The organism is Curvibacter sp. T50 (assembly GCF_057219955.1).
The window spans coordinates 1,573,388-1,596,080 of the sequence record NZ_JBXVVU010000001.1 but is presented as its reverse complement, the minus strand read 5'-3'; the positions used below and the strand labels follow the sequence as shown (position 1 = coordinate 1,596,080).

Here is a 22,693-nt window from a genome sequence, read left to right as displayed (position 1 = left end):
GGCAATGCGCACCGGCAGCGGCGTGCTCCCGTCAGGATCCCCGTAGCGCTGGCCGCGGATGCGCACCGGTGCAAACTGGCCTTCGATCGCGGTCGAGGCCTGTACAGCCAGCCCGGCGTCGCCCGCCGTGAAGGCGACCGGCGCTCCGTCGCTGCGGCGCAGCGCCACACAGGCCATGGGCACGGCCATCTGTTCGAGCAGGCGGACCCGGGCGCGTTCGCGCACCAGGTCGGCCACCGCGCTGCCGCTCAGGCGTTCGGGTGTTCCCAGGGCCAGGCGTCCGAGCGACCAGGCCTGCAGGTCCAGCGCGAGGGCCTCGACCTCCTCAGCGGGCACGCCCGAGGCGCACAGGCAACCCACCAGCGCGCCGGCCGAAGCGCCGACGATGAGATCGGGCCTGAGTTGCAGCTCTTGCAGCGCCTTGAGCACGCCCACATGCACAAAACCGCGTGGGCCACCCGAACTGAGCACCCAGGCCGTGCGCACCGGGCGGCGCAGGGCCGTCGTGCGGGGTGCATCGGGACCGGTGTGGTCCTGGTCGGGTGCCAGGCTGCAGCCGGCCAGGCCGGCGGCGCCGGCCATCATCAGCAGGGAGCGGCGCGGCACGCGCATGACAGCGGCTCAGGGGCGCGTGGACTCAGGGTTTCCTGGCCTTGGCTTCGGCCACGGCCTTGGCCAGCTCTTCGCCGGTCTTGTAGTGCGGGACCTTGAACACCAGCCGCTTGCCCCGCTGGATGAAACTGTTGGCGCCCTGGACTTCTTCCTTCCAGTACTTGTCGGCCAGCGCGAGATTGGTCTTCAGGTCCAGCTCGAAGCCGTCCTTGCTGGCCTGGCCGCCAAAAATGTAGAGCTTGCCGTCGATCATCCGCCAGGTATCTGCGTCGCCGCCCCAAGGGATGCCATAGACGATGCCATTGGCGCAATAGCCGCCGTATTGCGGCAGGTACTGTGCCGGCGCGGCATCGAAGCGGGCCTTGTGCTCGGCGTTCGAGAAGTGGAAAACCACGCCCTCATGGGTGCTTTTGAAGGCCGGGCTGCCCTGCACGTACTTGCCCAGGGTGAAATAGGCGACCACATCGGCGCCCTTGAGCATGACGCGCGCATCGGGGGCGATTTCCACGGCGTTGACCGGTTTCAGGGCCGATGACGGGTTCTGGGCGGTCATCGCACCGCAGCCGGCCAGCGCCAGCACCGTTGTGCTGATCAGCACGGCGCGGTGAATCGAGGGGGGCAGAGCGTCGGTCGTTCTCATCGTGCAGCTTTCGTGGAGGGGTGGGTAAAGGGTCGCGCGGGTTGCGGTTCGACGGCCTGCCGGATGAGAGTCGCGTCGTGCTCGGCGGGTTCCCGGTAAGGCGCTGGCCAGCCCAGCAGGGCGCTGGCTTCTTCACACCGCGCGCGCAGGTCGGAGGCATCGCGCCCGCCCAGGTGGAGAATGCCGTAGCGGTAGCTGCCCAGCCATTTGAAATCGCGTTCGACGGACCCTGCGCTTTTCGGAAAAGGCAGCAGCAGCGCATCGGGGAAGGCTTCGGCCAAGGCCATGCGCCGGGCCGCCGTCGGCTGGCAGACCACCGCATCAGGCTGGAAGCTGCGGTAGACGAAACTGGCCGCCGCCCCTGCCACCGGTGCCACCGAAGGAACGCGTGCGGGGTCCTCGCCGTGCGCCAGCGCCAGCGCCAGGGCGTGCAGGTCGATACCGACCACCCGCAAGTAGAGGTCGGAGAACTGCGACGCCATGCGTGGGTTGAATTCGATGACCGTCAGCCGGTCCCGGGCGGCGTCGTAGAAGAACTCCATGTTGAACAGGCCGTGGCGGAAGCCCGCCGCCTGCAGAAAGCGGCGGGCCACGTCCAGCGCCCGCGCCTGTACCGCCGGCGGCAGGGCACTGGGCAGCTCGAAGCGCATGAAGGCCTGGGTGCCGGGGTACATGACAGCGTCCACCACACCCACGGCATGAACCTGTCCGTCAAAGACATAGCCGTCCAGGTTGAACTGCGCCGCGCGAACCGGTGCCTCCAGCAGCAGACGGTGCGCGCTGGGCAGGTCCGGGTCGAGGCGGCGCCGGGCGATCCGTTCGAACGGCTCCACCAGGTGGCGGATGACCCACAGCTCCCAGGCGCCGAAGCGGGTGTGCCGGTGCAACTCGGCGTGGTTGTGCACGGTGCGCGCCAGCACGGAAAACGCCGCCTTCACCGGCTTGACAAAGCGCGGGTAGTCGATGCCGGTGGGCACCGGGGCGCCGTATTCGGCCTGAAGCAGCGCAAACGGCACGTTGGCCTCAGGCGCCACCCGCTCCAGGACCGTGCGGGCCAGCCATTTGTGCTGGCACGTCAGGATGGCGTCGACCGGGGTGCCGGGCCAGCCCATGCGTTCCGCCAGCATCGCGGCCGCGAGCGCCCCGAACTGCTCGTGCTGCGAGGTGACGGCGCTCCAGCCCCGGCCTGGAGCCTGCCGGGCCAGGCGGGCTACGAAGCGGTCCAGGTCGAACCAGGCCAGCCGCGCGTTGCTGGGAAACGAGAACAGGTCGAAACCGGCTTCGTCCAGTTGAATGCCCCGCGCCGCAGCGGCACGGGCATGGCCGACCGCGTCCCAGTCATAGTCGAACAGCGTCAGGGTTCGGGTACGCGAAGGGGGGGCTGTCATGAGGAATAGGTGCGCATGAAGCGGCGGTCGATGCGGTCTTTCCAGCGCCAGACCCAGCCGCCTTCGAAACTCAGTGGCCCCCACGCCCCGATCGCGGTGCGGGTACCGCAGGAGAGCAGGTTGAGCGTTCGTGTCTGGGGCCTGTAAGGCGTGAGCGCTTGCCCCGCCGCCGTCGCGCGCAAATTGGTCAGCAGCGGCGGGCCGGCCCGAACGGCATAGACGCCGCTGCGCGGGTGGGGCCGGTCCATCCGGCTGGCGACATCGCCGGCCGCAAAGACGTTCGCATGGCTGGTGCTTTGCTGGCAGGCGTTGACGGCGACAAACCCTTGCGCGTCCAGCGCCAGGCCACTGTCGGCGAGCCAGCCGGGCGCCTGCGCGCCAATCGCCAGAACCGGCGCGTCACAGTGCAGCCGCGCGCCGCCGGCCAGCAGCACTTCACCGGCGGCGAAGCCAGTGCAGCTGTCGCGTAGCACGGTAATGCCGTGGCTTTTCAGGGCGCGTGCGATCCGCCGGCGCACCGCTTCGGGATACGCGGCGCCAGGCTCGTCGGGCCCGCACACCAGCGTCACGTGCGATTGCGGCATGGTGCCGGGGCCGGTCAGCGCATGGTTCATGGCCATGGACAGCTCGATACCGGCCGCGCCGCCGCCGACCACCGCCACATGCAGGGGCCGCTCGCCGGCCAGCTCGACCACCCGGGGCCACAGCATGGCAAAACGTTCGATCGGGCGCACCAGCAGGGCATGCTCCGTGGCGCCGGGCAGATGCCGGTCCAGCCAGGTGCGATCCAGCACCGGGCCGGTGTTGATGCTCAGCCACTCGAAGTCCAGTGTGCTTTCGTCGTCCAGAAAAACCGTGCGGTGGTCCGCGTCCAGGCCCACCGCATGCGCCTGCACGAAGCGGGCGCCGGCCCGTTCCAGCAGGCGGGGCAGCGCAATCGCGCAGTCGTCGAGCGCATAGTGACCGGCAACAAAACCGGGCACCATGCCCGAATACATCTGGCGCGGGTAGGGGGCCACCACCGTGACCATCAGGTCGGCGGGCCGGCTTTGCGCCAGGCCATGCAGGACCTGGACATGGGCGTGGCCGGCGCCAAGAAGGACCAGATGTTTGAGGGCCAGGGTCGACGTGGTCATGGCGAGAGTTTGACATCCCCGACAAAGGCCAGGCTGCGCCCGCCGGTGTTGTCGCTGTCCGTGCCTACCACCACCGCCGTCATCGGCGGCGTGGTGGGGCTTTCGTCGCCGAAGGCGCGCTGGAAGTCGGCGGCGATCGGGCGGCGGTGTTCGCGCCACTGACCCAGGGGGCTGTCGCTGCCATCGACCACCAGCCAGCGCATGCGCCGGGTGTAGGCGTTGGCCAGCACGGTGCCGGCGGGCAATTGCGGGTCCCAGACGTAACACAGGGTGGCCGCCGGAAGGGCTTCGCCGGAAACGGTGCGCGCCAGGCGCAACAGGCTGCGCTCGCCCAGCGACAGGCGAGACAGTGGCTGGTCGAACATCACGCACAGCTTGACGGCGGCATCGTCGCCGGCGCGCTGGCGCAGGTCGGCGCCGGGCACAGGCTGGTCGAGCCGCCAGCGCCAGGCCAGCGCCGTCTGCGGCTGTGCGGGCAACAGGGGCAGGTCGTGCACCAGTGTGCCGTATGAGGCCGTGCTGGCCAGGCGCAATACGGCGGCGCCGGGAAAGAGGCGGTGGTCCAGCAGCATCGCACTCAATGGCACCTTGCCGCCGGGCAGCCCGACCGCCCGCCAGGCGGGCGGCGGTGCATCGCCGCGCCCGGCAGAAAAGGCGGCCAGCGGCCCCGCCGGGGGCAGTGCCGGCTCGGCCGACTGCGCCTCAGCGGCCCAGATCGTTGAGAGACCAGTCGTAATCGAGAAAAGAAATCGCCACATGGCGCTCCTGCAGTCGTTGCCGGTTGGGCGCATCGGACGCCAGGGTGTTGGCATAGCGGGCAAACACGTCTTCCAGGCGCGCAAAGCCCTGGTGGCCTTTTTCAAAGTCTTCACGGAACCATTTGAAGATACTCGAAACCTGCAGCCCGCCCGGACTGAGGCGGTTGCGGGTGCGATCACCAAGGAAGCGCTGCATGCCGTCTTCCAGCATGGCTTCCAGGCGATCGGCCGTGAAGGCTTGCGGAAACAGCGCGGGACAACCGATGCTGGCGCAGTTGACGGCCACATGCACGCGGGGCTCCTGGTAGCGCGGGCGAAGCTGCTCATGCTCGATCCAGTCCAGATGGCGGGTCTCGCCAAGCAGGGTGAAGAACTTTTTCTTCCAGGGCGATTGCAGCAACGAGCCCAGATCCTTGATGGATTTGAGATCGGGGTATTGCGTCAGGATCAGCTCGATGGTGAAGCCGTTGTAGGCATTGATCAGAAAAACCATCTGTTCGGCGCGGGGCAGGGCGTTGAACTGGGCCGGGGTGACGGCAGACCATTGCGCCAGCACCGCCTGCAAGGCGGCGCGATCGGCGGCGAAGCCCCGGTAGTCCACCCGCGACTGCCGGTTGTCGGGCAGCCAGCGCACATGCTTTTTCAGCAGTGCCTCCCAGGCCTGGTAGCGGGTGTCCAGCCCGGAATTCTGGGCAAAACCGGGCGTACCCAGCGTAAAAAGGTGCAATGAAGCTATATAAAAGATAGCGTTTCGGCGGGTGTTCATGTCAGCCTCGCTTCCAGTCGTGGAATTTCCGCACCCACTGCAGCAGGCGCTGCGGCGCATGGGCCCGTTTCCATTCGCCGGCGGCGTATTTGTTGGCTTCTGCCAGGGTCGGATAGGTGTGGATGGTGCCCAGAATCTTGTTCAGGCCCAGGCCATGTTTCATGGCCAGCACATACTCGGCCAGCAGGTCGCCGGCATGGGTGCCGACAATGGTCACGCCCAGAATCCGGTCCTTGCCGGGCACGGTGAGCACCTTGACGAAGCCGTGCGCCTCGCTGTCGGCGATGGCGCGGTCCAGATCGTCGATTCCGTACTTCGTCACCTCGTAGGCAATGCCTTTTTCCTTCGCTTCATGCTCGTTCAGGCCGACACGGGCCACTTCGGGGTCGATGAAGGTGGCCCAGGGGATGACCGAGTAGTCCGCCTTGAACTTGCGGAAGTCGCCGAACAGGGCATTGACGGCGGCATACCAGGCCTGGTGCGCGGCGGTGTGGGTGAACTGGAACGGCCCGGCCACGTCGCCGGCGGCAAAAATGTTGGGGTAGATCGTCTGCAGGTATTCGTTGGTCTCGACCGTGCGGTTCGTCGGGATGCCCAGGTCTTCCAGGCCGTAGCCGGTCAGCCGCGCGACACGGCCGACGGCGCACAGCAGCTGGTCGAAGGCGATGCGCTTCTCCACCCCATCGTGTTCCACCACCAGCGTCTTCTCGCCGTTCACCCGCTCGCAGCGCAGCGCCTTGTGGCCGGTGAGCACGGCCACGCCGTCGGCTGCCAGCGAGGCCTTCGCGAGTGCCGAGACCTCCTCATCCTCGCGGATCATCAGGCGCGGCGCCATTTCGACCTGCGTGACCTGCGCCCCCAGCCGCGCAAAACTTTGCGCCAGTTCGCAGCCGATAGGGCCGCCGCCCAGCACCACCAGGCGCCTGGGCACCTCGTCGAGCCGGGCAAATGCATCCCACAGCGTGTCGCTGGTGACGTAGCCCACGTCATCCAGCCCCGGCAGCGGCGGCACGAAGGGCCGGGCGCCGGCCGCGATGACGATGCTGCGGGCCGTGAGCCGTTGTGTTCCGCCGCCGGTGAGCGCAATCTCCACCGTCCACGGGTTGACCAGTTTCGCGTAGCCCTGCAACACCTCCACCCCCAGGCCGGTGTAGCGTTCCACGCTGTCGTGTGGCGCGATGGCCTGGATCACGTCGTGGATGCGCTGCATCACCGCCTTGAAACGGAATCCGGGCGTGGCATCGGACAGGCCGTAGTGCGAGGCGTGACGCATCTGGTGCGCCAGCTTGGCGCTGCGGATCAGCGCCTTGCTCGGCACGCAGCCGTAGTTCAGGCAGTCGCCGCCCATCTTGTGGGCTTCCACCAGCGTGACTTTGGCCTTCACCGCCGCGGCGATGTAGGCACTGACCAGGCCGCCCGCGCCGGCGCCGATCACGATCAGGTTGCGGTCGAAGCGCTGTGGCCGCTGGGGCGCCCACCGGGCGTAGACCTTGCGCTTCTGGACCGCTTCGACCAGCCTGCGCGCCATCAAGGGGAACAGGCCCAGCAGCACAAAGCTGCCCAGCAGGGCGGGGCTGAGAATGCCCTGGAGGGAATTGAGCTGGCCCAGTTGGGTGCCGGCATTCACATACACCGCTGTGCCCGCCAGCATGCCCAGCTGGCTGACCCAGTAGAAGGTCCGGGCCTTCATCTTTGTCAGGCCCATCAGCAGGTTGATGACAAAAAACGGGACCACGGGGATCAGGCGCAGGGTGAACAGGTAGAAGGCACCGTCCTTGTCGATGCCGCGGTTGATCTCGGCCAGCCGCTGCCCGAAGCGGCTTTGCACGCTGTCGCGCAGCAGAAATCGTGCGGTCAGAAAGGCCAGCGTCGCGCCGATGCTGGAGGCAAACGACACCAGCAGCAAGCCCCAGCCCAGGCCGAACAGGGCACCCCCGGCCAGGGTCACGATCGTGGCGCCCGGCAGCGACAGCGCCGTCACCGCCACGTAGGTCAGGAAATAGGCCGCCGCCAGGGTCAGGGGCTGCGTGGCGCGCAGTTCCGCGAAGCGGGCCTGGCTTTCCTTGAGAAATTCGAGGCTGAAATAGCGGTTCCAGCCCAGGGCGAAAAACGCCCCGACGGTGGCCACAAGCGCCAGCAGGACCAGGATTTTTCTCACGTTCACGGGGGCTCCAGAGGAATGACGCAGTGGTGCTGTGTCGCGGGGACGGAGCCATTCTTACACCGCGCCACGTTTTTCGCCGGCCCATCGCGTGTGTGGCCGGCCTGTAAGACAATGCCGCGCCCGCCGACCGACACGTCGGGGTGCGGGTGTGGGTGAATTGGCCGGCGGTGGTGCGCCGGACGTACAAGCCGCCTACCATCGCAAGGCAGAACTGGAACGGAGAAACCATGAGCCAGAAACGGGTCGGTGTGATTGGCGGCAGTGGCCTGTACGCCATGGAGGCGCTGGAGCAGGCGCAGGAACAGCGGGTCCAGACCCCGTTTGGCGAGCCGTCAGACGCCATCGTCACCGGCACGGTGGCCGGGGTGCCGGTCGCCTTTCTGGCCCGCCACGGGCGGGGCCACCGGCTTTTGCCCTCGGAAGTGCCCTACCGTGCCAACATCCATGCGCTCAAGCAACTGGGCGTGCGCTACCTGCTGTCGATGTCGGCCGTGGGGTCCCTGCGGGAAGACTTTCGCCCGCTCGATCTGGTGTTGCCCGATCAGTTCATCGACCTGACCACCCGCCGCGACAGCACCTTTTTCGGTCAGGGTGCGGTGGCCCATGTGTCGATGGCGCAGCCCGTCTGCCCGGTGGCGGCAGCGGCGCTGGCGCACGCGGCGCGCGACGAGCTGGCGCGCGAGGGCAACCCCGACGGCGTGCGACTGCATGAATCGGGTACCTACGTCTGCATCGAAGGGCCGCAGTTTTCCAGCCTGGCGGAATCGCAACGCTACCGGGCCATGGGCGCCGGGGTCATCGGCATGACCAACCTGCCCGAAGCCAAACTTGCCCGCGAGGCCCAGATCGGATATGCCACGCTGGCCATGGTCACCGACTATGACTGCTGGCACCCCCGCGAGGCCCATGTGACGGCCGACATGGCCTTGCAGAACCTGTTTCGCAACGCGGCGCGGGCCCAGCGGGTCGCGGCGGCCGCCATCGCGCGGCTCGGCGCCGAATGGCCCGAAAGCCCGGCCCACACCGCCTTGGCCCACGCGCTGGTCACCCAGCCCGACGCCATGGCGCCGGCCGTTCGCCAGCGCCTGGCGGCCTTGCTGGCCTGATCGCCCATCCGACGGAGCACCCACCATGCATGACACCTTGCCACGCCTGACCGCCATTGCCTTTCCCCCCTTGCAGCGGGGCCGGCTGGACACCCTGCAGGTCAACCTCGGCTACCGCTGCAACCAGAGCTGCCTGCACTGCCATGTCAACGCCGGCCCGAACCGCACCGAGATGATGGACGAGGACAACATCGCCCTGATTGCCGAGGTGCTGCGCCAGCGCGGGCTGGGGACGCTGGACCTCACCGGCGGCGCGCCCGAACTGCACCCGGGCTTTCGCGCGCTGGTGCGTCAGGCGCGCGGCCTGGGTGTGCGGGTCATTGACCGCTGCAACCTGACCATCCTGTCCGAGCCCGGGCAGGACGATCTGGCCGCCTTTCTGGCCGAGCAGGCGGTGGAGGTGGTGGCATCGCTGCCCTGCTACTCGGCAGGCAATGTCGACCGCCAGCGCGGCGACGGCGTGTTCGAGCGCAGCATCGAGGGGCTGCGGGCCCTCAACGCGCTCGGTTACGGACAGCCCGGTTCTTCCTTGCGGCTGAACCTGGTCTACAACCCGCAGGGGCCGTCCCTGCCGCCGGACCAGAAACGCCTGCAGGCGGACTATCAGCGCGAACTGGCCGAACATTTCGGCGTGGTCTTTCACGAACTGCTGGCGCTGACCAACATGCCCATCCAGCGCTTCGGCTCGACGCTGGTGTCCAAGGGCAGTTTCGACACCTACATGGATCTGCTGCGCGGCAGCTTCCGCCCCGAGAATCTTGACGGCGTCATGTGCCGCAGCCTGGTCAGCGTGGACTGGCAAGGCTGGCTCTACGACTGCGATTTCAACCAGCAGCTGGGTCTGCCGGCTGGCCACAGCAGTGTGCGCCGCCACTTGCGCGACCTGCTGCAGCGTGACCTGTCAGGCCAGGCGATCCGTGTCGCCGGCCATTGTTATGGCTGCACGGCGGGGCAGGGCAGCAGCTGCGGCGGTGCCCTGGCGGCCTGAAACCCGGCGTGAACCCCGTTGCGGAGCGGTGGTGGTGCGGGAACTGAGCATCGTCATGCCCGTGCTTAATGAGGCGGGCGGGATCGACGCGCACCTGGCGGCGCTGCAGCCGCTGCGCGAGCGGGGCGCCGCGCTGCTGGTGGTGGACGGCGGCAGCACCGACGACACGGTGCCGCGGGTGCGCGCGCACGGCGTGACAGTGATCAGCGCGCCGCGCGGCCGGGCGCGGCAGATGAATGCCGGCGCGCAGGCCAGCGCCGGTGCCTGCCTGCTGTTTCTGCATGCCGACACCCGCCTGCCGCCGCAAGCCGACCAGGCGATTGCCCGCGCCCTGGCGAGCGGTGCCGACTGGGGCCGTTTCGACGTGCGGATTGCCGGGCGGCATCCGCTGCTGCCGGTGATTGCGGCGCTGATGAACTTGCGCTCTCGGGCTACCGGCATTGCTACGGGTGATCAGGCCATCTTCGTGCGGCGCAGTGCGTTCGACGCTGTGGGCGGGTTTCCCGACCAGCCCCTGATGGAAGACATCGAGATCTCGCGCCGCCTGCGCGCGCTGTCTGCGCCGGCCTGCCTGCGCCAGCGGGTGAGCACGTCGGGCCGCCGCTGGGAAAGCCGGGGTGCCTGGCGAACCATGGTGCTGATGTGGCAGTTGCGCTGGGCGTACTGGCGCGGCGAGTCGCCCGAGCGCCTGGCGGAGCGCTACCGTTGAGTGGCGTGTGGCCCCCGCTGCCCGGCGCGCCGGCCGCGCTTTTGGCCCGGCGGGCGCCAGTGCAGCTGGTGGTCATGGCCAAAGCGCCCCAGCCAGGTCTGGCGAAGACCCGGCTGGCGCCGGCACTTGGCCTGGAGGGCGCCGCGTTGCTGGCGCGGCACATGCTGGCGCATGCGCTGCAGCAGGCGCGGGCCAGCGCCGCCGGACCGGTGGAGCTGTGCATGAGCCCGCCGCCGGACGATCCGGCCTGGGCCGGCGTGGATCGGGACGGTGTCGACACCTGCACCGACCAGGGTCCGGGTGATCTGGGCCGGCGCATGGCCCGCATCGTGGCCCGCCATGCGCCGATGCGGCCGGTGCTGATTCTGGGCACGGATTGCCCGGCGCTGGACCAGGGTGTCATTGCGGCGGCGGCGGCGGCGCTGGCGGACCACGACGCCGCACTGGTGCCCGTGCGCGACGGCGGCTACGTGCTGATCGGCCTGCGCGCACCGTGTGAGCCGGTTTTTGCCGACATGCCGTGGAGCACACCGGCGGTGTTTGCCGAAACCGTGCGCCGGCTGGGGCAGCAGGGCCGATCGGTCTGGACCGGCCCGATGCTCAGCGATGTGGACGAGCCCGCCGACCTGGAAAACGTCCCGTCCGGCTGGATTTGACGTCGAATCCGGCCTTACCCAGCGTAAAAAGGTCGTTTTCTGCTATGAAAATCGATGGCCCCGGGGGGTCGGCCGCATGTGCCGGTGCCGCGGTGGCGGTGGCGGGGAAAAGGACCTGCGGCAGCGGCGTTCGGTTCAGGGTGCCCGGTGGGCCATGCGTTGGCGCAGCCAGGGCGCAACCAGCAGGCAGTCCATGGACCAGCGTCCCGGGCCATACAGCGCCAAAGCGGCGAGCAACACGCCCCAGGTGACATGCAATTGCAGGGCGGCGGGGGCGATTTCCGCCAGGCTGATGACGGCCACCGCATTGACCACCGAAAGCCCCAGTGCGCCCAGGCGTCCCGCCAGACCCAGAGCCAGCAGGACCGGCAAGACCAGTTCCCCGGCGGTGCCGGCCACTGCGGCCAGGGCAGGCGAAAGCCACGGCACCTGGTATTCATCGTGGAACAGGGCCAGCGTCGTATCCCAGTCGCGGACCTTGGCCAGGCCGGCGCTGAAAAACACTTGGGCGACGTACAAGCGCGCCAGCAGCGCGGCTGGCGCCTGGGCACCGTCGAGCGCGGCGCGAATGAGGCGCCACACGGATTCGCCGCGGTGAACGAGATGGGTCAAGGTCATGAATAGGCTCCGGGGATCGGGGGTGGGTTCAGTGGCAGGCCGGCTCAGTGGCGCACCGGCAAGGCGTGCGCGCCCAGCACCAGACCGCTTTGCACGGCCGAGGGCAGCCAGGCGCCAAAGTCGAATGGCACACGGCTGGCTGCGGTGAGCGCCGGCTCCTGCGCCACGGCGGCAGTCAGCGCGGGTCCCAATGGGGTGCCGGCCAGCAAAGCGCTCAGCAAGGTCTGTTCGCCGGGGCCGCAGTCGCGCACCACGGGGCGCAGGCCTTCCCGATACACCAGCGCCGTCTCGGTGGCGCCCTCGCGCAGGCGTGCCCCGGCCGTCTGCAGATCCGGGGGCGTCCTCTGGTGGGCCACCACCAGCGTGACCACCGGCCAGCGGCTGGCGATCAGAGCCAGGCCCGGCGCCAGGGTCAGCCCGAGCTGGTCCGGGTCGGTGTCGGTCAGGCGTGCGAAGCTGGCCGGGTCGGCGCTCGGGTCGGCCGCGGTTGCGGCCCGGTGCAGAGCCCATTCGACCTGCGCCACGTCGGCGAGGTACGGAACCTGCGCCAGCATGGGGTTGTTGCGGACGAAATCGGGCAAGTCCGTGCCCCAATGGGCCAGATCACCGCACTCGGGTGGCCGCCGGTGCCAGAAGTCCCGCGCCAGCGCGGCGAAGTCCTCAGCACCGATCAGGGCCTGCAACGCCGGGTAGGCGGCGGCCAGGGCACGCTCGGCCAGGGCATGGCCGTTGGCCCGGTAGGCGGCCAGGCCCCGGGCCGACGGGGGCGACACCAGCGGCAGGAGCCGTGCCGCCGCGGCGTCCGCGCCTCCCGGGGGATACAGGATGGCCGCCAGCAGCGCTTGCTGGGCCTGGGCCAGGGGCGTCATGCCGGCACCGCCTGTGCTGCCAGCTCCACCGCGGCCTGGAGCGCCTGCGCGGCGCTGTCGCGCGCCCGCCGTGCTTCATCGAGCAGCACCGGCAGCGGCGGAACGTCTGTGTCCCATTCGATCAGGGTCGCCACTGGGCCAAATCGTTTCAGCGCGTCGCCGTAGAGCTGCCAGACCGCGTCGCATACCCGGCTGCCATGGTCGTCGATGACGATGTCGCCGCAGTCACGGTGGCCCGCCAGGTGGATCTCGGTGACCAGATCGGGCGGGATCGACTCCAGCCAGGTCTGACATGCCTGCAGGGGCGTCACTCGGTCGTCTCCGTACTGGCCGTTGAGTGCGTTGACGAAAAGATTGTTGATGTCCAGCAGCAGCGTACAGCCGGTCCGGCGGGCCAGTTCCGCGAGGAACCGGGGCTCGGCCATGTCGGCGTCGCGCCAGTGCAGATAGGCCGACAGGTTTTCGACGGCGATGGGCCGCCGCAGTCGTTCCTGTACCCGCTGCACGTTGGCGCACAGGGTGTCCAGCGCCTCGTGTGTGAAAGGCAGGGGCAGCAGATCGGCGCCGTGCATGGTCGGCGCCTGTGTGACGCCATCGCGCTGGCCGCGCGCGAAGCTGGCATGGTCACTGACGCGGACCGGATCGATGGTGTCGACCAGGCGCGCCAGTTGATCCAGATGCCAGGCGTCGATACCGTGCGCCGAGCCCAGCGACAGGCCCACGCCGTGAAGACTGACGGGGTAGGACTGCCGGGCCTGTCGCAACAGCGCCAGGCCGGCGCCACCCTCGCCGAAGAAATTCTCGGAATGGACTTCGATGAAATCCAGCGCCGGCAACTCCCGCAGCAAAGCCTCGTAATGCGGGTGGCGCCAGCCGATGCCAACGGCGACACCGCCCGCCGGCAGGGCGAAGGAGCGGGCGCGGTGGGCAGCGGTCACGGCGGGACTCAGGCTTTCTTGGCCGCGGCCTTGGCTTCGTCGGCGCTGAGGCCGCCCATCTGCTTGCAGGTGCCTTTGGCCACGTATTTCCACTCGCCCTTGTCGTTGTCGACCTTCGATTGGCCGGCGCACGAATGGGTGCCGGCGAGGTTGGCGCAGTCGTTCTGTCCGGCCTTGGCGATGCCATAGCACTTTTCCTTGGCGGCGGTCTGGGCCAGGGCCGGGCTGCTCAGCAAGGCCAGCGACATCAGGGAGGTGGCGGCGGTGGCAATCAGGGTACGTTGGTTCATGGTGATTCTCCAGAGTGGGAAGGTGGATACAGGGAAACGTTCAACAACCGGTGGCCCGTGCGGTTGCACATCGCTGCCGGTTGTGTGGGTCTGTCGGTCACCGGAGCCGCTTCTTACGCGATCGGAGGATTTTTTTCGCCGGTCACAGCAGGTCGGCAATCTGGTCCCAGGCCTCCGGCGCAATGCGCCCGGTCCATTGCTGCGCCACCCGACCCTGCCGGTCGAGCAACCAGGTCGCGGGCAGGGGTTCGCGGCGGCTCAGGCCGGTGGCGGTGACCATGTCGCCAATCCACATCGAGGTCAGGCGCTGGCCCGGTGCCAGCGTGCGTGCGAGGATGGCTTCGTAGTCGGCGGCATCCTGCCGGCGGCGGTCCATGCTGAGCAACACCAGGCTGAAGGGCTGGTCCCGCCACCCGGCGGCGTTGCTGCGCAGCTCTGGCATCTTGTCGCGGCAGACGGCGCAGTCGGTCGACCAGGCCACCACCAGGACCACCCGCCCCCGCAGGGCCCGCAGGTCGAATGCGCGGCCATCCAGGGTGCGGCCCGCCAGTTCGGCCACCGGGCCGGGCGCACCCGGTGAGCCGCCGGCCGGGGTGGTCGCGCGGGCCCATTGGGGCGCGGTTGCCAGCGTCAGGGCCAGCGGCAGCGCCCTGGTCAGCCAGTGCCGCCGTGTCGTCGGCAGGGGTCGGGTGGGGATGGACATCGGTAACTCCGGTTGCAGGGCTTTGGTCGGCCCGGCGGCGGATTCATTACACTGCGCCGCCATGTCCACCGCCGATTCGTCCCCGTTCGAGCACCAACTGGTGGAGCACCGCGCCTACCTGATGCGTTTTGCCCGATTGCAGTTGCGCAACGACGTCTGGGCGGAGGATGCCGTTTCCGAAACGGTGCTGGCCGCGCTGGCCCGGCCGCAGGCCTTCGGCAACCGCTCGCAGCTCAAGACCTGGCTGGTCGGAATCCTCAAGCACAAGATTGTCGATACCCTGCGTCACCACAGCCGTCAGGTCACCGTGGGCACCGGCGACGAGGACGAAGCGAGCGACCCGCTGGAGCTGATGGCGTTTCGCGGTGACGGACACTTCGCCGAGCAGCCGGCCGACTGGGGCGATCCGGAGCAGGACCTGCGCCAGCGCCAGTTCATGGCCGTGCTGGAAGCCTGCACGGAGAAACTGCCGCCGGTGCAGGCGCGCCTGTTCCTGATGCGCGAGTGGCTGGAACTGTCCAGTGAGGAAATCTGTAAGGAACTGGGCCTGACCGCGACCAACCTCTATGTTCAGTTGCACCGCGCCCGCCTGCGCTTGCGCGAATGCCTTGATCTGAACTGGTTCCAGAACACCCGCCGCCCATGAAGCCTTGGTATCCGTTTCGTCGCAGCTGCAAGGAAGTGACCGCGCTGGTCATCGCCCGGGAGGACCGCGCGCTGTCGTGGCAGGACCGGATGGGCCTGCGCCTGCACATGGCGCTGTGTTCGGCCTGCCCGCCCTTCGAGCGGCAGGTGCTGACCCTGCGCAATGCCATGCGCCAGTGGCGCGCCTACAGCGAAAACGACGAGACCAGCCGCTGACGCCGGGCGCTCATTGCACCAGGGCCTGCGCAAACTCGCGGGCATTGAAGGTCTGCAGGTCTTCGAGTTTTTCGCCGACCCCGATGAAATAGACCGGCACCGGGCGCTCCCGGGCGATGGCGCAGAGCACACCGCCTTTGGCCGTCCCGTCCAGCTTGGTTACCACCAGACCGGTCAGGCCCAGCGCGTCGTCGAAGGCCTTGACCTGCGTCAGCGCGTTCTGGCCGGTGTTGCCGTCGATGACCAGCAGCACCTCGTGGGGCGCGGTGGCGTCGGCTTTTTGCACCACGCGCTTGATCTTGCGCAGCTCTTCCATCAGGTGCAACTGGGTGGGCAGACGCCCGGCGGTGTCGACCAGCACCACGTCTTTGCCGCGGGCACGGCCGGCACTGACCGCATCGAAACTGACGGCGGCCGGATCGCCGCCTTGCTGGCTGATGATCTCCACCGTATTGCGGGTCGCCCAGACGGCCAGTTGCTCGCGCGCCGCGGCGCGGAACGTATCGGCCGCCGCCAGCAACACCGAGGCGCCATGGTCACTGAGGTGGCGGGTGAGTTTGCCGATCGACGTCGTCTTGCCGGCGCCGTTGACCCCGGTGACCATGATGACGGTGGTGCCGTGGCGGCCTTCGACCAGGTTGTCCTGCCGGTCCCCGACGACCAGTGTTTTCTGCAGTGGTGTCAGCAAATGCGCAACCGCCTCGGCCAGCAGGCCCTTGACGGCGGCCGGATCGGTCGCCTTGGCCTCTTTGACGCGGTACTTGAGGTCAGCCAGCAGAAATTCCGTGGCCTTGACCCCGGTATCGGCCATCAGCAAGGCGGCTTCCAGCTCCTCGTAGAGCGCGTCGTCGATGCGGGTTCCGGTGAACACCGTCGCGATGCTGCTGCCGGTCTTGCGCAGCCCGGCACGCAGCCGATCCATCCAGCCGGCACGAACCGGCCCGGCGGCAGGTAAAGGCGCGGGCGACGGCGAGGCCAGCGGCGCGGGGGTGGACACGGGCGCAGGCGGGGCTGCAGGTGTTGGTGCAGGCGTCGGCGCGGGAGTCGGCGCAGGGGTGGGCGCAGGGGTGGGCGCAGGGGTGGGGCCGGGCAGGGGCGAGGGAGACGGGGTGGGGGTTACCGGTTCCGGTGCCTGGGCGGGCGCGGGCGTCGGTGTGGGCGTTGGCGTTGGTGTCGCCACAGGTGCCGGCGTGGGTTCCGGTGTGGGGTCCGCTGCGGGTGGTGCGGTGGGTACCGCCGTGGGTTCCGGGTCCGCAGGTGCGGGTGCCAGTGTCGCAGCGGCAGGTGCAAGAGGCGCCGACGCCGGCGCCAGCCCCTCGGGAGGGGGTGAAAGCAGGGGGGCGAGTCCCTCCGCCGTCGCTGCCGTGATCGGGGCTTCGGTCGGCGGCGGTGTCGCGGCGGGTTTTTTCCGGAAAAAACTGAACATTTGGACGTTTCTAGAATCCCAGCCATTCTATGAAACGCCATCCTCTCCTTGCCCCGCTGATGCTCGGGTTCGTTCTGACCGTGTCGGTGCCGCTTGCCGCGTGGGCCCAGATGGGACCGTCCGGCGCACCCGCCCCGTCGCCGGTTGCCGCGGCGCCATCCCGCGCGGCGGTTTACTCCCAGACTTTGCCCAACGGATTGACGGTGATCGTCAAACCGGACCGTCGCGCCCCCACCGCCGTCCACATGTTGTGGGTGCGGGTCGGTTCGGTGGACGAAGTGGACGGCACCAGCGGCATTGCCCATGTGCTGGAGCACATGATGTTCAAAGGCACGGCGACGCTCAAGCCCGGCGAGTTCTCGCGCCGTGTGGCGGCGCTGGGCGGGCGCGAAAACGCTTTCACCGCACGTGACTACACCGGCTACTTCCAGCAGATTCCGTCCTCCCGCCTCGAAGAGGTGATGACGCTGGAGGCCGACCGCTTTGGCAACATGCAGTGGCCCGACGATGAGTTCCGCAAGGAGATCGAGGTGGTCAAGGAAGAGCGGCGCCTGCGCACCGAGGACAATCCGCGCGCCCTGCTTTACGAGCAGCTGGCCGCCACGGCCTTTGTGGCCTCGCCGGTGCGTCGCCCGATTGTGGGCTGGATGAGTGACCTGGAGGCCATGACCGCCGACGACGTGCGGGCCTTCCACCGCCGCTGGTACAGCCCGTCCAACGCCGCGGTGGTGGTGGCCGGTGACGTCGATCCGCAGGCCGTTTTCGAGCTCGCGCGACGCCACTACGGCCCGATCGCCGCCCGTCCCGTCGAGCCGGCCAAACCCCGCGCCGAGCCGCCGCAACAGGGTCCCCGCCGGCTGGTCCTCAAGGCCAGTGCCGAGCAGGCCTATGTGGCGCTGGCGTTCAAGACGCCGCATCTGGTGCGCATGGAGGCCGGCGAGAGCCAGCGCGACGCGCTGGCGCTGACCCTGCTGTCGGCCGTGCTGGATGGTTATCCTGGTGCGCGGCTGGAGCGGGCACTGGCCCAGGGCGCCGACCGCCTGGCCGACAGTGTCGGTGCCTGGCACGGGCTTATGGGCCGCGGGCCGCAGCAATTTGTCCTCGACGGCGTGCCTGCGCCGGGAAAAACGGTGGCGCAACTGGAGGCCGCGCTGCGCGCCGAGGTGGCCCGTGTCGCGCGCGACGGTGTCAGTGCCGCCGAGCTGGAGCGGGTGCGGACCCAGTGGACCGCCGGCGCGGTCTACAAACTGGATTCGATCATGAACCAGGCCCGCGAACTGGGCAGCGCCTGGGCGCTGGGCCTGCCCCTGGACAGCAGCGAGCGCCTGCTGGACCAGCTGCGCACCGTCACCCCCGAGGAGGTGCAGGGCGTGGCCCGGCGGTATTTCGGCGATGACGGGCTGACCGTGGCGGAATTGGTGCCGCTGCCGCCGGACCCCAACCGGAAACCCCGCCTTGCCCCGGTCGGTGCCCGTCACTGAGGGATGGATTGATATGAAAAATATAGCTATAAAGCACCTTTTTGCACTGGGTATCGGCCTCTTTTGCATGAAATCGGCGCTGGCGGTGCTGCCCGTGCAGCAGTGGACGCAGGCCAGCGGCGCGCAGGTGTTTCTGGTCGAAAGTCCGGCCATTCCGATGCTGGATGTGCAGATTGATTTCGATGCCGGCAGCCGGCGCGACCCGGCCGCCCAGGCCGGGCTGGCCAGCGCGATGGCGGCGCTGATGTCGCGCGGGATTGCGGCGTCCGGGGCCGAGCCGGCGTTCGACGAAAACCAGCTGGCCGAGGCCTGGACCGATCTGGGCGCACAGTTCGGCGCCAGTGCCGGATCGGACCGGCTCGGCTTTTCGCTGCGGACGCTGACCCGGCCGGACCTGCTCGATCGTGCCGTGAGCCTGGCCGCGCGCCAGATGGCGCAGCCCGCCTTCCCCGCCGACATCTGGCAACGCGAGCGCGAGCGCCTGGGGGCCGATCTGCGCGAGGCCCGCACCCGTCCGGCCCATGTGGCCGGGCTTGCCTTTGCACGGGCGGTGTATGGCGACCATCCTTACGGGTACGAAGTCACCGAGGCCACACTGGCGCGCATCAGCGTCGACGACCTGCGGGCCAGCCACCGGCGTGTCCTGCGTGCCTGTGGGGCACGGGTGAGCCTGGTCGGGGCGGTCTCCCGGCAACAGGCGGACGCCCTGGTGCGTCGTCTCCTGGCCCATCTGCCCGCCACCGGCTGCGGCGCCCTGCCGAGCGTGCCGGAAGTGAGTGCCTTGGCGGCGCCCCAGACGCTGGCGCTGCCCTTCGAGTCGGCACAGGCCCATGTGCTGATCGGGCAACCCGGCATGCGCCGGGCCGATCCGGACTTTTTCGCGCTGTTTGTCGGCAACCACATCCTGGGCGGTGGCGGTTTTGTCTCGCGCCTGACCGAAGAGGTGCGCGAGCGTCGCGGCCTGAGCTACAGCGTCTACAGCTATTTCGCGCCGGGGCGACACGCCGGCGCGTTCACCATCGGCCTGCAGACGCGGCCCGACCAGGCACCGCTGGCGGTGCAGGTCTCGCAGGATGTCTTGCGCCGCTTTGTCGCCGAGGGACCGACCGAGGCCGAACTGCAGGCGGCCAAAGACAACCTGATCGGTGGCTTTGCGCTGCGTGTGGACAGCAACCGCAAGTTGCTGGACAACGTCGCCAATATCGCCTGGAACGGCCTGCCGCTGGACTACCTGGACCGCTGGACGGATCGGGTCGGTGCGCTGACAACGGCGGACATCCGCACGGCGTTTGCCCGCATCATCCAGCCCGAGAGGCTGGTCACCGTGGTGGTGGGTGGCGCGGCGCGCTGAACCGCCTGTGCAGCGGCAACAGGCCGCCCGATTCGTGCCGACCGGGTGGCGCCCGGTTCACCCAACAGGCTCAGATATGGCCGAAAAAGCGGGGCTGGTGGCGCATGTGCAGCGACAGGCCCAGCGCCGCCATGTGATTGCCGTTGCGGCCCAGAATGGTTTCGGCCAGCGGCAGAAATTCCGCTTCTTCGAAGTGCGCGTGGGCCTTGTACTTGGTGACCAGGTGCGCAATGGCCGAGCCATCGATGGCGGCATCCTGGCCTTTGGCCACCTTCTTGAGCGCCGGCTCCAGCTGCTTCCACAGGGATTCCACGTCCCGGTGCTCCTGGGTCAGCCATTCGACCATGTTGGCGATCTTGTCACGCTCCTCCCCGGGCTGCGCGCTGGACAGCACGGCGGGAAACAGCTCGCGCTCCTCTTCGGAATGGTGCTCGAACACGGCGGCGCGGAAAAACGACACGGTTTCCTGCGCAATCGCCCGCGCCCGCGCGGCCGGTTCGAGCAAAGCCGACAACTGGGCAAAACTATCCAGGTGCGAGACGATGCCTTCATGGCAATGGGAAAAATTGGTCAGCGGGGCGTCGAGGTCAATGGTCATGGTCGGAAAACTCCAGGCGCACCACGCCGGTGCGGCACGGCAGGCATGGTGCGCCAGCCGCCCGGGTGCTTCCTTGACATGGATCAGGTTTCGGTCGATTCCGCGACCTCGCGCAGTGCGGCGGCCAGCAGGGGTGCGACGGCCACGGCATTGCTCGGGTGGGGTATGCAGTCGGTGCTCCAGATTTCGCCGATGCCCGCCTCGCGCAGCGTGGCTTCGGCTCCGGTGGCGAACAGCGCGTGGGTGACCGCGATATCGACCGACGCGGCCCCGGCGGCAAGCAGGGCCGCGGCCGTCTGCGCTGCGGTGTGGCCGGTGCTGCACATGTCGTCCAGCAACACCACGGCGCGGCCGGCGTAAGGGCCCTCGGGCAGCGCCACCTGGACCGCGCGGTCGCCGGTGCGCACTTTGCGGCAGACCCGGTGCGCCAGGCCGTGCGCCTGCGCGGCCTGCGCGACCCATTGCGCCGATTCCTCATCGGGCCCGACCAGCATGGCCCCGGGGCGGCGGCTCGCCACCAGCGCACCCAGCAAGGGCGCCGCGCTCAGCGCCACCGGCTGCGCGCAGGCAATGGCTTCGCCCAGGGTGGCCACCCGGTGCAGATGTGGATCGACGGTGATGACCCGGTCAAACAGGCCCGCCAGCAGGCGACCGACCAGGCGCTGGCTGACGGCTTCGCCGGGGTGGAAGGCGATGTCCTGGCGCATGTAGGCCAGGTAAGGCGCGACCAGGGTCAGGTGGCTGGCGCCCAGCTCGCGGGCGGTGCCGGCGGCCAGCACCAGCTCGATCAGCTTCTCGTTCGGGTTGGCCAGCGAGCGCAGCAGCGTCACCCGCGGCGGCAGCGTCGCCGGCAGGCGCAGGCGCAGCTCGCCGTCGGGGAAGCGGTGCCGCTCGATGGGAAGGGCCGTCACGCCCCACACGGCGGCGATCTGCCCGGCAAGTGTCGATTCGTCGGTGAAATGGAGCAAACAGTCCATCGTCAGAACTCCACAAAAACCCGGGGCACCTCGGCGGCGGTGCCCAGGCGGTATCCCGTGGCGCGTTCACACGCCTGGCGGGCGAAGGCCAGATCGGCGCCGAAACCGGCGTACACCCGGTACAGCAGGGTTCCCGCGCGCACGCTGTCGCCCAGCTTGCAGGCCAGATCCACCCCGGCCCCCTGGACCTTGGGCGCGCCGGCCAGCCGGGCGATACGCGCAATCTGGAAGTTGTCGATGCCGGTGACCACGCCGTCGGCGGGCGCCCGCACCTCATGCACCAAGGGCCCGAGCGGCGGCTGCTCGGGGTCGAAGCCACGTCGGCCCTGGGCGTCGATGATGGCGTTCATGCGCGCCAGGGCCCGGCCGGAATCGAGGATGTCGCGGGCAATGGCAAAGCCGTCGCCGCCGCGCACGTCCGGGTCGCATTCGATGAGGCGCCCGGCCAGGCGCAGCGCCTTCTGTCGCAGGTCATTCGGCGCCCGGGGGTCACATTGCAGCACCCGCATCACGTCCCGCGTCTCCAGGACCGGGCCGATGCCGTTGCCTATGGGCTGGCGGCCGTCGGTGATGACCACATCCAGCGACAGATGCAGCCGGTGGGCGACGTATTCGAACAATCGCCGCAGACGCTGCGCTTCGGGCATGGAGCGCACCTTGGCGGTCGGGCCGATGGGGATGTCCAGCACCAGGTGGGTGGAACCCGCCGCGATCTTCTTGGACAGGATGGACGCCACCATCTGGCCGGGCGAGTCGATGGACAGGGGCCGTTCGACCGAAATGAGCACATCGTCGGCGGGCGAGAGGTCGGCCGTGCCGCCCCAGGCCAGGCAGCCGCGGTGTTCGCGCACGATCTCGCGCAGCCGCTCGAAGGGCAGCTCCACGCCGGCCAGCACCTCCATGGTGTCGGCGGTACCCGCCGGCGAGGTGATCGCCCGCGAGGACGTCTTGGGGCACAACAGGCCGTGGGCGGCCACGATGGGCACCACCAGCATGGAGGTGCGGTTGCCCGGAATACCGCCGATGCAGTGTTTGTCGACCACCTGCGGCTCATGCCAGTCCAGCCGGCGGCCGGTGGCGACCATCGCCTCGGTCAGGTAGTAGACCTCCTCGCGATCGAGTTCGGCGCGGTTGCAGGCCACAACAAAGGCGGTCAGCTCGATCTTGGAATAGCGGTGGCCGGCAATGTCGGCCACGATGCCCCGGAAGTCGTCCCGGTCCAGGCGTTCGCCGTTCATCTTGCGAAACAGCGCGTCCATGGAGCGTGGCCGCTCGGCCTGTGAAATGCTGGCGTGGTGCCCGCTTTCCACGCCCAGGCGGGCAAAAGCGTCTTCCGACAGGCCCAGTTCCTCGCAGCCGACGATGCGGGTGTCGTCGACCACATTGACGGTGGCCAGGATCAGGCGTCCGTTGGCGCGCACTTCGACCTTGGACAGGGCCTGGAAGCCTTCGGCGCGATAGACCGCGCAATCGCGGTGCAGGTACACCACGTTTTCATGCCAGGTGTCTATGGCCACCCGGCGCACCGCCAGGCGGGCGGCGTTGGCGGGGGGCGGCGCACCAGCGTCGGGCACGGGGTCGCTGGTCGGGGCACTGGACGGGTTCACCATGACCCCAAGGTTACACCCGGATGACAGGAGACCCTTCGGGCGACGCCG

Annotated in this window: 23 protein-coding genes and 1 pseudogene; 8 read left to right on the top strand and 16 right to left on the bottom strand. The window is 68.9% G+C overall.

The features are described from left to right. Positions 1–87: 87 nt before the first annotated feature. The 7 genes and pseudogenes from AC2EBU_RS07575 to AC2EBU_RS07545 form a co-directional block, all read right to left on the bottom strand. Positions 88–582 (bottom strand): annotated as a pseudogene (locus AC2EBU_RS07575) (patatin-like phospholipase family protein); the annotation flags it as partial. A 55-nt stretch (positions 583–637) separates the two neighbouring features. Further along, positions 638–1,252 carry a YHS domain-containing (seleno)protein gene (locus AC2EBU_RS07570; RefSeq protein WP_484609750.1) on the bottom strand — a complete coding sequence of 205 codons (615 nt, stop codon included), beginning with the start codon at positions 1,250–1,252 and terminating at the stop codon, positions 638–640. Continuing rightward, positions 1,249–2,640, bottom strand: a complete 1,392-nt coding sequence (locus AC2EBU_RS07565; RefSeq protein ID WP_484609749.1) for an ATP-grasp domain-containing protein — start codon at positions 2,638–2,640, stop codon at positions 1,249–1,251. Before AC2EBU_RS07565 ends, AC2EBU_RS07570 begins: the two co-directional genes overlap by 4 nt. Then, a complete protein-coding gene (locus tag AC2EBU_RS07560) occupies positions 2,637–3,776 on the bottom strand; it encodes an FAD-dependent oxidoreductase (RefSeq protein ID WP_484609748.1) in 1,140 nt (379 codons plus the stop codon). The genes AC2EBU_RS07565 and AC2EBU_RS07560 overlap by 4 nt, the downstream gene beginning before the upstream one ends. After that, positions 3,773–4,534, bottom strand: coding sequence for a DUF3047 domain-containing protein (locus AC2EBU_RS07555; protein ID WP_484609747.1), 762 nt, complete (start codon positions 4,532–4,534; stop codon positions 3,773–3,775). Before AC2EBU_RS07555 ends, AC2EBU_RS07560 begins: the two co-directional genes overlap by 4 nt. After that, the gene (locus AC2EBU_RS07550; RefSeq protein WP_484609746.1) at positions 4,479–5,300 is read right to left on the bottom strand and encodes a DUF547 domain-containing protein; all 822 of its coding nucleotides are present in this window, start codon (positions 5,298–5,300) and stop codon (positions 4,479–4,481) included. Before AC2EBU_RS07550 ends, AC2EBU_RS07555 begins: the two co-directional genes overlap by 56 nt. A 1-nt stretch (position 5,301) precedes the next feature. Continuing rightward, positions 5,302–7,464, bottom strand: coding sequence for an FAD-dependent oxidoreductase (locus tag AC2EBU_RS07545; protein ID WP_484609745.1), 2,163 nt, complete (start codon positions 7,462–7,464; stop codon positions 5,302–5,304). Between the two features lie 227 nt (positions 7,465–7,691). On the opposite strand from AC2EBU_RS07545, the gene mtnP reads away from it, so the two are divergent. The 4 genes from mtnP to AC2EBU_RS07525 are packed head-to-tail and all read left to right on the top strand — an operon-like array spanning position 7,692 to position 10,923. Then, complete coding sequence (mtnP, locus tag AC2EBU_RS07540) at positions 7,692–8,570, top strand: S-methyl-5'-thioadenosine phosphorylase (RefSeq protein ID WP_484609744.1); 879 nt, start codon at positions 7,692–7,694, stop codon at positions 8,568–8,570. Between the two features lie 25 nt (positions 8,571–8,595). After that, positions 8,596–9,558: an arsenosugar biosynthesis radical SAM (seleno)protein ArsS gene (gene arsS / locus AC2EBU_RS07535; protein ID WP_484609743.1), complete on the top strand. Its 963-nt coding sequence runs from the start codon at positions 8,596–8,598 to the stop codon at positions 9,556–9,558. A 55-nt stretch (positions 9,559–9,613) separates the two neighbouring features. Continuing rightward, positions 9,614–10,267 (top strand): TIGR04283 family arsenosugar biosynthesis glycosyltransferase, encoded by a 654-nt coding sequence (locus AC2EBU_RS07530; RefSeq protein WP_484609742.1) that lies wholly within the window; start codon positions 9,614–9,616, stop codon positions 10,265–10,267. A 5-nt stretch (positions 10,268–10,272) separates the two neighbouring features. Further along, complete coding sequence (locus tag AC2EBU_RS07525; RefSeq protein ID WP_484610139.1) at positions 10,273–10,923, top strand: TIGR04282 family arsenosugar biosynthesis glycosyltransferase; 651 nt, start codon at positions 10,273–10,275, stop codon at positions 10,921–10,923. A 135-nt stretch (positions 10,924–11,058) separates the two neighbouring features. Here AC2EBU_RS07525 and AC2EBU_RS07520 read toward each other — a convergent pair whose 3' ends face one another. The 5 genes from AC2EBU_RS07520 to AC2EBU_RS07500 form a co-directional block, all read right to left on the bottom strand. Continuing rightward, the gene (locus AC2EBU_RS07520; RefSeq protein WP_484609741.1) at positions 11,059–11,541 is read right to left on the bottom strand and encodes a DoxX family protein; all 483 of its coding nucleotides are present in this window, start codon (positions 11,539–11,541) and stop codon (positions 11,059–11,061) included. Positions 11,542–11,585: 44 nt separating this feature from the next. Next, positions 11,586–12,410 carry an HvfC/BufC family peptide modification chaperone gene (locus AC2EBU_RS07515; protein ID WP_484609740.1) on the bottom strand — a complete coding sequence of 275 codons (825 nt, stop codon included), beginning with the start codon at positions 12,408–12,410 and terminating at the stop codon, positions 11,586–11,588. Continuing rightward, positions 12,407–13,348: an MNIO family bufferin maturase gene (bufB, locus tag AC2EBU_RS07510; RefSeq protein ID WP_484609739.1), complete on the bottom strand. Its 942-nt coding sequence runs from the start codon at positions 13,346–13,348 to the stop codon at positions 12,407–12,409. Before bufB ends, AC2EBU_RS07515 begins: the two co-directional genes overlap by 4 nt. 8 nt (positions 13,349–13,356) lie before the next feature. Beyond that, positions 13,357–13,638, bottom strand: coding sequence for a BufA1 family periplasmic bufferin-type metallophore (locus tag AC2EBU_RS07505; RefSeq protein WP_484609738.1), 282 nt, complete (start codon positions 13,636–13,638; stop codon positions 13,357–13,359). 142 nt (positions 13,639–13,780) lie between these two features. Further along, positions 13,781–14,341, bottom strand: coding sequence for a TlpA family protein disulfide reductase (locus AC2EBU_RS07500; protein WP_484609737.1), 561 nt, complete (start codon positions 14,339–14,341; stop codon positions 13,781–13,783). 61 nt (positions 14,342–14,402) lie between these two features. On the opposite strand from AC2EBU_RS07500, the gene AC2EBU_RS07495 reads away from it, so the two are divergent. Both AC2EBU_RS07495 and AC2EBU_RS07490 read left to right on the top strand, forming a co-directional pair. Next, entirely contained in the window at positions 14,403–14,987 is a 585-nt protein-coding gene (locus tag AC2EBU_RS07495) for a sigma-70 family RNA polymerase sigma factor (protein ID WP_484609736.1), read from the top strand. Then, positions 14,984–15,202 carry a zf-HC2 domain-containing protein gene (locus AC2EBU_RS07490; protein WP_484609735.1) on the top strand — a complete coding sequence of 73 codons (219 nt, stop codon included), beginning with the start codon at positions 14,984–14,986 and terminating at the stop codon, positions 15,200–15,202. The genes AC2EBU_RS07495 and AC2EBU_RS07490 overlap by 4 nt, the downstream gene beginning before the upstream one ends. A 10-nt stretch (positions 15,203–15,212) precedes the next feature. On the opposite strand, the gene ftsY is transcribed toward AC2EBU_RS07490, so the two are convergent. Next, on the bottom strand, positions 15,213–16,382 hold the full coding sequence (ftsY, locus tag AC2EBU_RS07485) for a signal recognition particle-docking protein FtsY (protein WP_484610138.1): 1,170 nt from the start codon (positions 16,380–16,382) through the stop codon (positions 15,213–15,215). A gap of 275 nt (positions 16,383–16,657) precedes the next feature. Here ftsY and AC2EBU_RS07480 point away from each other — a divergent pair, with 275 nt between their 5' ends. After that, positions 16,658–18,109 (top strand): M16 family metallopeptidase, encoded by a 1,452-nt coding sequence (locus tag AC2EBU_RS07480; protein WP_484609734.1) that lies wholly within the window; start codon positions 16,658–16,660, stop codon positions 18,107–18,109. Positions 18,110–18,176: 67 nt separating this feature from the next. Then, on the top strand, positions 18,177–19,460 hold the full coding sequence (locus AC2EBU_RS07475) for a M16 family metallopeptidase (protein ID WP_484609733.1): 1,284 nt from the start codon (positions 18,177–18,179) through the stop codon (positions 19,458–19,460). Between the two features lie 70 nt (positions 19,461–19,530). Here the strand turns inward: AC2EBU_RS07475 and AC2EBU_RS07470 are convergent, their stop codons facing one another. The 3 genes from AC2EBU_RS07470 to AC2EBU_RS07460 all read right to left on the bottom strand — a co-directional run bounded on the left by AC2EBU_RS07470 (position 19,531) and on the right by AC2EBU_RS07460 (position 22,645). Further along, positions 19,531–20,058 carry a hemerythrin domain-containing protein gene (locus AC2EBU_RS07470; RefSeq protein WP_484609732.1) on the bottom strand — a complete coding sequence of 176 codons (528 nt, stop codon included), beginning with the start codon at positions 20,056–20,058 and terminating at the stop codon, positions 19,531–19,533. Positions 20,059–20,141: 83 nt separating this feature from the next. Further along, positions 20,142–21,035 (bottom strand): ribose-phosphate diphosphokinase, encoded by an 894-nt coding sequence (locus AC2EBU_RS07465; RefSeq protein ID WP_484609731.1) that lies wholly within the window; start codon positions 21,033–21,035, stop codon positions 20,142–20,144. Positions 21,036–21,037: 2 nt separating this feature from the next. Next, a complete protein-coding gene (locus AC2EBU_RS07460; protein ID WP_484609730.1) occupies positions 21,038–22,645 on the bottom strand; it encodes a thymidine phosphorylase family protein in 1,608 nt (535 codons plus the stop codon). Positions 22,646–22,693: the final 48 nt, after the last annotated feature.